Origin of the sequence: Effusibacillus consociatus (genome assembly GCF_042652925.1) — a bacterium.
Lineage (GTDB): Bacteria > Bacillota > Bacilli > Tumebacillales > Effusibacillaceae > Effusibacillus > Effusibacillus consociatus.
This window is the reverse complement of the sequence record NZ_JBHSHC010000038.1, coordinates 1-10,716: the sequence shown is the minus strand read 5'-3', so window position 1 is coordinate 10,716 and position 10,716 is coordinate 1. Positions and strand designations below refer to the sequence as shown.

Below are 10,716 nucleotides of genomic sequence, written 5' to 3'. Positions count from 1 at the left end.
GATTTCAGTTATCCACAGCACCCCTTGGGGTGCCTACTTTTAGGCCTATACTGTCGAACCCGGGCGAAAAGGTGTATATGGAACCGGTGCACTATAAGGACGGTCAAACCGGCAAGTGGCTTCCGATTGATTCAAACTTGGCATCGGATTCGAATGGAACCTATAAAAATAAGTCGAACAAATTCTCAGTCGACCTTCCACCGGTGGCGAATGGTGGGTTCTTTCGGGTGGCCGAGAAAGGCTCCGCGCTGTCTTTCCGTCCCACCTTCGGGCTTGCGGTAAAAGGAATTGCTAAGGGCAACCGGATTGATTATGTGAATGCAGCCACCGATACCGACCTTTCTTACGCGGTCATCCCCAATGGTCTGAAGGAAACGATCGTGCTAAAAAGCGCAAAGGCTCCAACGACGTTCTCGTACGAACTGAAACTGGAAAACCTGACGTACCAGCCTCAGCCCGACGGAACAGTGGCTTTCTACAAAACCGGCGAGAAGGGACCTCTCTTCGTTTTGCAAAAACCGTTTTTGGTCGATGCGAAACATCGTTCAATAACTGCATCTTATCAGTTGAGAACGGATGGTGCCGGGAACGTGGTATTGGATGTGGTGGTGGATCCCAACTGGGTCAAGGATCCCAATCGAGCATTCCCGATTGAACTCGATCCGACAGTTGTGACAAAGGACAGTCCCAAAGTCGATGATACGTTTATCTCCAGCCTGAATCCAAATTCCAATTATGGAAACTGGTCCCATATTTATGTGGGACAAGCGGTAAATTACGGCACAACCCGGTCTCTCTACTGGTTCAATCTTCCAAGTATTCCTAGCGGGGCTGTCATATCGAGTGCAACGCTGACTGTAACCAATACCACGGTGTATGTGACCAATCAGGCGCCTGTGGTGGAAGCCCACCGCATTACACAGGATTGGACCGGAAATTCCGTTACTTGGAGCAATCAGCCGACGGTTGGGGGAGTTGACGGATCGTATACCGCCTCCAATACCACCCCTGCAAATTGGGATATTCCGATTACCGGGCTTGTCCGGGAGTGGTATAACGGAACGCAAGCCAATTATGGGGTTGAGTTAAAGTATGCGGATGAAACATTGGTTGTCAGGGAATTACTGGCTACTGACGATCCGAACACCCCTGCGAACCATCCGTATCTTACCGTAAACTATACGGTGGATGGCTTGGGAAAACAGCCGTTTTGGACATTTGACGGACCTGTGAACATGGGGAACCGGAACCTGGTTTTATCGGCTACCGATATCAGTTTCCCGGGGCGACGGGTAGCCGTATCACTAAAACGCACCTACAATAGCCGCTCCAGTTACGAAGGTCCGTTTGGATACGGATGGAACTCGGTCATTGACATGCGTCTCAATGTTCCGGTCGGTGGGCCAGCCCGGCTGATTGACGGGGATAGAACCGTTCATTACTTTGCCCAGAACCTGGATGGCAGCTATGCTTCACCGCCCGGATTGTTCTGGAACTTGAGTGTTTCAGGCAACACCGCAACCGTTATCACCGCCGACTATACCCAATATATCTTTGACAAGTCCAGCGGAAAGATCAAAGAGATTCGGGATGCTTCTGGGAATTCGTTAACCTTTTCTTATAATGCAAGCGGGCAAGTCACCAGCATCCAGGATGCAGCCTCACACGCCATCAGCCTTGCTTATAACGCGAATGGAAAAGTGGATTCTGCAACCGATCCTGCCGGACGAAAATGGATGTATGGATACGACGGCAACGGGAATTTAATGCAAGTGACAGCACCGGATGGAACAGCTGTTCAGTACCGGTATGACAGCAATCATAATCTGATTGCTTCCGTCTCCCCAAAGGGAACCGTCACTTATTATTCGTACACGCCGGATGATCGCGTGATGGCCATCAACCCAATAAATGCGGTGACAAATGCGAATTTTGAGGTCGACGCTGACGGTGACGGCCTGCCGGATCATTTTTCATTGGCCGGCGGTCAATCGGGGCAAGCATCTCTCGATGCCACTTCCGGTTCCAATTTCGGTAAAACGTTGAAGATCAATACGTCTTCGGCCAATCCGTCCAATTACACCGTGTTTGTCTCGGATCCGATTCCGGTCGATCCTTCCAGAACCTATACACTTAGTGGATATTTGAAAGCCACGCAGACATCCGGCACTCAGACAACGGTGCTATCGCTTTTGGCGTATGACGCGGCGGGGAACAGTTTGGGGGAATTTGGCCGCACGGCACTTTCCGGTCCGCAAAACTGGCAGCGAGTTACCGCCACCGTTCCCTCTGCCAACTTTGCAGCACTGCCGGCCAATACGGCGACTGTGTATGTCAAAGTAGCCGCGGCCAGCACAAATGGCAGCGGCACGAGTTGGTTTGACGCTGTGCAGGTGGAAGAAGGGGCATCTGCGACCGATTTTGTATCAGGCAGCCAGTATACAGCCAACCCGTCCACCATGCAGTCCGCAAGCTATGACGGGGAAGGGAATAAAATCCTGTATACGTACAATGACAACCAAAACGTGACCAAATCGCAGCTAGACCCGTCAGGACTCAATCTGACAGATACCTTTACCTGGGATCCCAATATCCCGAACACGCTTGCGTCCCATCAGGACCCAAGACTCAACACGTGGTCGTTCTCTTACGATGCTGCTTCGGGGAATCTGGTTCAGGTAACCGACCCAAAGGGCGGAAAACAGAGTTTCCAGTGGGACCAGAAATCGAATTTGACGCAGTACACCGGGGTGAACGGCGGGACATACAAAAACACTTACGATAACGGCAGCAACAACCTGACCGCCCGCGATCCGTACGCTACGAGTCAGGCACAGGAAAATGACAGCTACGGAAACGTCGTGAAAGAGACGAATCTTCTGGGCTGGGCGGACAACCTGATCGATAACAGCAGCTTCGAAGGGGCGGTTCAGAGCAACGGCTTGCCGGTTCGCTTTGGTTACAGCGCAGGCCAGCAAAATACCTGGAGTCTCAGTTCCGACGCGGTTTTTGGCAACCAATCCTTGAATCTGTCCGCCTCTTCAGGTAACGCGCAGGCCTATACGGTGATCGTTTCCGATCCGGTACCGGCAGACACATCAGCCGATTATGTGCTTTCGGGTTACCTAAAGTCTGCCCAAACTTCGGGTACCCAGTCGACGGTGCTTTCCGTACTTGCCTACGATAGCGCCGGGGCGCAGCTGGGCGAGGTCGGCCGGTTGAATCCGCAAGGGGCGGCGAATTGGCAGCGCTGGTCCACCATCATCCGGGGGGCTGATTTTCCTGCCGGAACGGCTGCCATTCGTGTCAAACTGGCCGTCTCGAACGGAACAGGTGCTGGGAATTCGCTGTTTGATGCCATTCAACTGCAGAAGAACCCGGTCGATACGGCCTACAACCTGGTGGACAATGCAAGCTTTGAACGGGGTTTTACATGGCCGGATAACTGGAGTCCATCTTCTCTTGGCACGAACACCTGGGAAAGTTCCCCGAACGTGTACGCCGGAGGCCGTGCAGTTTCCATCGCCAACGCCACCAACTGGTCAGGGATCACGTACGGGAATTTCATTCCCTACGACAGTACAAAGACGTATAATTTGACCGCCTTTGTGAAGACGTCGGGGCTTTCGGCTCAGGTCGCCCATATTAAGATCGAGGAGTATGACGCCAATCAAACGCTGATCGGGCAAGCGGCTTCCCAGAGCCTGACGGGAACCAATGACTGGCAGCGTCTCAGTGCGGAACTTGTCGCGGGCAGCGCTGTAGCAGGTACAAAATACATTCGCCCGGTCCTGATGACAGGAAATGCTACAGGTACTGTCTATTTTGATAATGTACGGTTGCAGGTGGGCAAGGTCACGACCCAGTACAGTTACGACTCTTCAAATACCTGGGTGACCCAAAAAACGGATCCGGTTGGGAACAGCACGTCGTACAGCTACGACCGTGCGGGGAATGTAACCCAGCAAACCGACCCGCTGGGAAATATCACGACAAGCACCTATGATTCCATGAATCGGGTAACATCGGTGGCCCCTCCCGGAAATGACCTGAAGGTTTCCTACGGGTACGATGCCAACGGGAACCTGGTGAGTATCACGAGCACCGATCCGACCGGAGCAACGGTTTACAATCAAACAAAGCTTGCTTACAATCCGTTGGACCAAGTGTCGTCCCTGACCGACCCGTTAAACCGGCAGACGACTTACACCTATACACCGGCAGGTAGACTGAAGGAGATTCTGACGCCGAACAACAACCGGCTCTCCTTCTCCTACGACAAAGCCAATCGTCTGACGGATGTCTCTTTTAACGGCACCACTCGATACCAGTACGGCCTGGATGCGAACGGAAACGTTACGTCGGTCAAGGATCTGGCCCAGAATCGGACTTGGACCGCAGCGTATGACCCGCTCAATCGAATGACGAGTTGGGCGGATGGAGTGGGAACGATCTCCTATACCCTCGATGCATCGGGAAATGTCACACAAAACCAATTGACAGTCGGAACGCTCACCAAAACCCAATCGGCCACTTACAACCAGGTGAATCAACCGGTTACAGTAACGGATGCCGATGGGAAGGTCAGCAAATTTCTCTTCAATGAGAACAAGCAGCTGTCGATGTTGCAATCCGGGAACGGTGTGACCGAACGCTTGGCATATGATAACGCCTACCGTGTGACGGAAGTGCGAAACCAAACCAGTACGGGACAGGTGCTCTCCACCTTCCAGTATGGGTACAACGCAAACGGTCAAATTACGTCCATAACGGACCATACGGGCCAAACGCGGTCTTATACGTATACAGCCAAAGGTCAATTGGCCTCGGAAACCCTTCCGAACGGGAATACGGTGACGTATACGTACGATCCGCTTGGAAATCTTACCCAACGTCAGGAGAAGCAGCCGGATGGCACCATCGTCAAGACGACGACCTATCAGTACGATGCAGCCAATCAGCTGGTAGTGGTGGATGGGGATGTCTCGAAACCGTGGACGTATGATCAGAATGGAAATGTCACGTGGAACCGTGTCTATAATTATAAATGGGATGCGGCCAATCGATTGGTTGAGGTGGATGATGCGGCAGGCGGAGTCATTGCCACGTATCAATATGACGATAGGGGCCGCCGCGTGCAGCAGACCGTCAACGGCCAGGTCACCAAGTTCCTGTATGACGGGAAGAGCAACCGGGTATTGGCGGAGTTTGACGGATCCGGAACCGTAACCAAATACTATACGTGGAGTCCGGCCGGACAACTTCTCAGCTTGACGGTAAATGGGACGACCTATTACACGGTCCGTAACGCGCATGGCGATATCGTGCAGGTAACGGATGGAAATGGAGTGGTCGTGGCATCGTACACATACGATGCGTGGGGAAAGCTCCTGAGCCAATCCGGTCCCGCAGCGTCATTAAATCCTTATCGTTACGCAGGCTACCGATACGATGATGCCACAGGGTTGTATTATCTCAACGGTCGTTATTATGATCCGGCAGTCGGCCGGTTCCTGAGCGTCGATCCCGCGACCCTATTGCCGGACTATACGTACGCGGGGAACAACCCCCTTTCGTATGTAGATCCGGACGGTCAGTGGATCTTGGATGTTGCGTTTCTGGTTTATGATGTCGTATCCTTTATTCAAAACCCGACCTGGGAAAACGCAGCATGGATCGCCTTTGATGTGGTTTCGACCGCGATTCCGGTTGGCAGCCTGTCGCTAGCGGCGCGTGCGGCGAAAGCGGCGGGCGAGGCAGCTCATGTAGCGGAAGGCGCACGGATAGTCGGAGAGGCGGACCGAATCGCTTCGAAAGGTGCAGGAGCAGTTTCTGGTACCCGTGCGGGTGAAGGTATTGCGACTGCTGCCACGACGGGGACTGGTAAACGTCTTCTTGACAAACCTGTTGCAGGAGACAACATTGGGTCAATGCTAAAACCGCGGTATTCCACAGATTTTGTTGTTTCACCTGGTGGCACTGCTGTGCCTGTACCAAAAGGTGCTACCGGACCTGGACCAGTTAATAATGGAAAAGGTTTTTCATACACAGGTGGCAGCGGAGGACATGGATTTGATAAGAGGGTTACTGGTGTAAGAATTATGGATCCGACTAATCGATATCCAAATGGATATGCGGTTTATATGAATAGAATGGGGCAAACAGTAAATCCTTTCACCGGTCGAACTACTCAAGGAAAAACCGATCCTTGGGGACATATCCCCCTTAAGTAGTGGGAGGTAGCTAATAAATGTCTTCCTTATCAGATGGGCAATCAATTCTTCAAATACTCGTAGGGCGTGAAATGAGTTCCGTCGAATTTGTTAGAGATTATATACAACTTAGATTTGACGGGCCAACCTTAACTGCTTTTACGTTGCCTGTCATCACCGTGAATGGTACTTCGTACGATATTAAAACACCTGGTTATCGTGATGCTCTCTGTTCTCTAATCGGACGAGAGGTACAAAGAACGGAGATCCAAGAACATGAGGTAATCCGGTTAGTTTTTGAACAGAATGCGGCATTAGAAATTTCCTTAAGAGACGAAGATTACGAAGGACCTGAAGCAGCGATGTTTGATCCTGAAAACGGGGAGTTATGGGTATGGTAAGACCAAAATAAACCCCTTGCTGATCCCCCTGAATTTGACGGTTCAGGGGGTTATTATGCTGTCAGACAATCTAAAACAAAGTATCGAACAAATTGGGGGTTATGGAGGCAGAAATGGTCAAGTTGGTTCTGTTCGAATAATGGATCCAACTTCTCGTTATCCGAATGGTTATGTTAAATATGGACATGTGAATAATCCAAGACAAGGAGTAGATCCATATACCGGAAAGCCCCTACCAAACACTCTGAGTCATTATCCTCTGCCATAAGTTGAGGTGGATAAAAATGGGTAAATCAATTAATGATATTATCAATTGTAAAATTTCCAAAGTCCAAAGGGTATTTACAAACGGAACCTTTGATTTTTGGGACATTTTAACCGATAAATGCTCTATCGGGATATATAATCCGGTAACTTACGGGAAAACGGTAGACAAACAAGAACAATTGGACGACCATAATAAAGATCGTTTATTAAATCATGTGATAAAAAACGTCGTTATAAAAAATGGACAATGCTTAATTTTTGAGTTAGATAGCTCCGAGATAATTCATATTTCCCTGAGAGAAGCAGATTTTAAAACTCCAGAGGCGGCGGAGATCCATTTTCAAACAGGAGAGATAATGATTATTGATTAGGTGTTCTTGCTTATATCATTATAGAACCCCCAAGAATCTTTGATTCTTGGGGGTTCTCCTGTACAGTTGTAGCGAAGGAACATGGCGGATTTGAGCGGACGGATACTGGTGTAAGGATTATGGATCCCACCAATCGATATCCAAATGGATATGCGGTTTACATGAATAAAATGGGACAAACAGTAAATCCGTAAGCGTCAAAAAGCCCCCACCTATGGATTCGATGGGGACTCTGCTACGCTAGGATTGAACCATTCGGCATTTTGCCGGCAGTGAATTTGTGTGAAGATCAATTATAAAATCCCCAATAGAATCAGTTGAAAATTCCCCACTTACATCGCAATCTCTCTCCTTGGAGGGAGAGAGAAATATGGTCAAGAATGGGGAGTTTTTCATGATTCACGAAATGAGAAAACGAGGTATGACGATTACCCAGATTGCCCAGGAGACGGGCCGGGATCGGAAAACCATCCGCAAGTGGCTGAACAAAAAAGAACCCCAAATTTATCGTCGAAGGATTTCTCGCCCGAGTAAGCTGGATCCATTCAAGGATTACGTTCGTCAACGAATGGAGGAAGGATGCCTGAATGCCAGGGTCATCCTGGAAGAGATCAAAGCGAAAGGATATACCGGCGGAATCACCACGCTTCGCCTGTTTATGAAACCGCTGCGGCCTACCGTGATTGACAAAGCCACCGTACGATTCGAAACGAATCCCGGCTACCAGGCTCAGGTGGACTGGGGACGATTTACGGTGGACTGGCATGGCAAAGAAAAACGGATTTATGCTTTTGTCATGGTTCTCGGATATTCTCGGATGATGTATCTGGAGTTTACGGAAGACGAAAAACTCGACACACTCATCGGTTGTCATGTCCGGGCGTTCGAATACTTTGGAGGACGTCCGGAGGTGGTGCTATATGATAACATGAAAACCGTCATCACCGGAAGAGACGAGCAGGGACATCCCATTTGGAACGAACGGTTTGACCGCTTTGCCTGCCACCACGGCTTTCTTCTCAAGAGCTGCCGCCCCTACCGGGCTCGGACCAAGGGGAAGGTCGAAAACGGAATTGGCTATGTCCGCAAGAACTTTTGGCCGAGGGTGCGTGCATTCACTGGGCTGGACGATCTCAACCGCTAGACAAGGGAATGGCTCGATCAGGTGGCAAACGTCCGTGTCCATGGAACCACACAGGTTCGTCCTGTTGACCGTTGGCCAAAGGAAGGACTCAAGCCAATGAATCCGACGCCATTTGAGGTGGTAGATCGCCATACCCTCAAAGTGTCGACGGACTGTCTGGTATCCTTTGAAGCCAACCGTTACTCCGTTCCCTTCCGTTTTGTGGGTCAGATGGTTCATGTTCAGGATGACAAAAACGGACGGATCCGGATCTTCAGCGGGCAGGAACTGATTGCGGAGCACGCAAAGGCGGTCGGAAAAGGAAAGCTCGTCATCGACAAAAAACACTTCGAGGGACTGCGAACCCATGGGCATCATCGGGCGCCCACCCCGATGCCCAAACTCCTCCCCACCCCAGTCCCCGAAGTGGTTCAACGGGATCTATCCATTTATGACCAATTCTCCGACGAGGCGGTGATCAAATGATCGGGATCCAGGAACGCTTGCAAGACGCCTTTCAGCAGTTTGGCTGGACAAGGATTCCGGAAATTCTCCACCACCACGCCGAAGAAGCGGCTAAACATAATCTATCGTATCTTGAATTTCTGGACAAGCTGCTGCAGGAAGAGTTGGCGGCGAAATGGGAGCGGTACATCTGTACCCGAACCCAGTTGGCCAATCTGCCTTACCACAAGACGCTGGAGCAGTTTGATTTCAGTTTTCAGTCATCCATCGATGAGCGGCGGATTCGGGATCTTGCCACTCTGCGATTTATCGAACACCAGGAAAATCTGATTTTTCTTGGGCCACCGGGTGTTGGGAAAACCCATCTGGCGGTCGCACTGGCCTTAGAAGCGATCAAGCAGCGGTACACGGTGTATTTTACGACAGCACATGATCTCGTGCAGACGCTCCAACAAGCGGACCAAAACCACACCATCAAACAAAAGATGCGAGTGTTTACCAAACCGCATCTGTTGATCATTGATGAAATTGGCTATCGAAAAATGGAAGAGTCCGCCGCCCATTTCTTCTTCCAAATCATATCGGAGAGGTACGAAAAAGGTTCCATCATCTTGACGTCCAATAAGTCGTACGGTTCGTGGGGTGAGATTTTCGGAGATCCTGTGCTTGCCACGGCGATCCTGGACCGGCTGCTTCACCATTCCACGACCATCAACATCAAAGGAGAGAGCTATCGGATCAAGGAGAAGAAAAAAGCGGGATTCTTCCGGCCAGAAGAGAATGACAGGAAACCAGAATAGTTTGGAGGTTTTTGGATCACAACTGCCTCCATAGGGGGCATCTACCGATCATACTGGGGAATTTTCGATTGATCTTTTTGAGGAACTTTCTTTTGATCTTGACAATTAAGCTGCGAAAGTTGAGTCGTATAACTTCAAGAACTTTTATTTTGTCATTCTCTGTTCGCTGTGTCCACTTTTTAGACTAGCACCAGTGTTCCGCAGATCTCCGTGCCAAATTATTTGTAAAAACAGCATGTTGTACTGCACCATCAAAGGTTTGTTGAGCCATAAGGAGAAAATTCCTTATGGCTCATGAAATGATTATAACGACTTTTCTAAAACAGAAACTAAATTCTGTAATATTTTTCGTAACAGATTGTTACTGGCCGGTGATTGGTTAATTACATACAGATAGATTCCCACATCCTCATGGTATATCAATTTAAATTCAGTATCTTTGACTTCTAATTTCCCAATCCTGGAATAAATTCCATCGATTTTTTCGATGACTTTGGCGTTACTTACATTAACTAGCACATCCAAAACAGCGTCAAAGTCATCAAAACACTCCAGACCTACCAAGTAAAATTCGATCAATCCTTTTTCATTTTCGCCCTCTTTTAGAATAATCGCCATAAGAGTTTACCTTCCTATTCTAATCCTAGGGATTGATTAACGCTTGATCTTGACCGCTGTGAGCTTTCAATTATATATCTGTAGATATCATCACCACTTAACCCCTTATTTTTTTCCTTTTGAACAACCTGTTCCCAGGTTAGGTTCGGCTCTTCAACCATCAATTTTTCTGCTAGTTCCCTGTCAGCCATTAATTCCCTTGCCTGCGTTCTAAACTGATTTCTTAACTCGAAAGCCTGTCTAGCCTGTTGTTCAAGCGGTAAATTAGGATCAATTAAATCTTTGCTCTTTGCTTCTTGTTCAAGATACCACTTTCGTGCATCAACGTTACTTAGAGTCCTTAGAGCGTAGTCTGTGAGTTTTCGAGGGTCTATCTTTGCATTCTCTAGGTTAGGCTCTTAAATTCAAAGATCTTCGAAAAGTGGAAAGAAACTCGTAAAAACCTTGAAAAGACAGCGT

At 49.2% G+C, this 10,716-nt stretch carries 7 protein-coding genes; 6 read left to right on the top strand and 1 reads right to left on the bottom strand.

Going from position 1 to position 10,716, the window contains the following annotated elements; genetic code table 11:
- The first annotated feature begins 77 nt into the window (after positions 1–77).
- The 6 genes from ACFO8Q_RS06240 to istB all read left to right on the top strand — a co-directional run bounded on the left by ACFO8Q_RS06240 (position 78) and on the right by istB (position 9,639).
- Positions 78–6,233, top strand: a complete 6,156-nt coding sequence (locus tag ACFO8Q_RS06240; protein ID WP_380024871.1) for a DNRLRE domain-containing protein — start codon at positions 78–80, stop codon at positions 6,231–6,233.
- Between the two features lie 17 nt (positions 6,234–6,250).
- On the top strand, positions 6,251–6,613 hold the full coding sequence (locus ACFO8Q_RS06235; protein ID WP_380024870.1) for a hypothetical protein: 363 nt from the start codon (positions 6,251–6,253) through the stop codon (positions 6,611–6,613).
- 284 nt (positions 6,614–6,897) lie between these two features.
- Entirely contained in the window at positions 6,898–7,251 is a 354-nt protein-coding gene (locus ACFO8Q_RS06230; RefSeq protein ID WP_380024869.1) for a hypothetical protein, read from the top strand.
- A gap of 370 nt (positions 7,252–7,621) precedes the next feature.
- Positions 7,622–8,395, top strand: coding sequence for an IS21 family transposase (gene istA / locus ACFO8Q_RS06225; RefSeq protein ID WP_380024868.1), 774 nt, complete (start codon positions 7,622–7,624; stop codon positions 8,393–8,395).
- Between the two features lie 21 nt (positions 8,396–8,416).
- A complete protein-coding gene (locus ACFO8Q_RS06220) occupies positions 8,417–8,860 on the top strand; it encodes a Mu transposase domain-containing protein (protein ID WP_380024867.1) in 444 nt (147 codons plus the stop codon).
- A complete protein-coding gene (gene istB / locus ACFO8Q_RS06215; RefSeq protein ID WP_380024866.1) occupies positions 8,857–9,639 on the top strand; it encodes an IS21-like element helper ATPase IstB in 783 nt (260 codons plus the stop codon). Before ACFO8Q_RS06220 ends, istB begins: the two co-directional genes overlap by 4 nt.
- A gap of 303 nt (positions 9,640–9,942) precedes the next feature.
- Here istB and ACFO8Q_RS06210 read toward each other — a convergent pair whose 3' ends face one another.
- On the bottom strand, positions 9,943–10,257 hold the full coding sequence (locus tag ACFO8Q_RS06210; protein ID WP_380024865.1) for a hypothetical protein: 315 nt from the start codon (positions 10,255–10,257) through the stop codon (positions 9,943–9,945).
- Positions 10,258–10,716 lie beyond the last annotated feature (459 nt).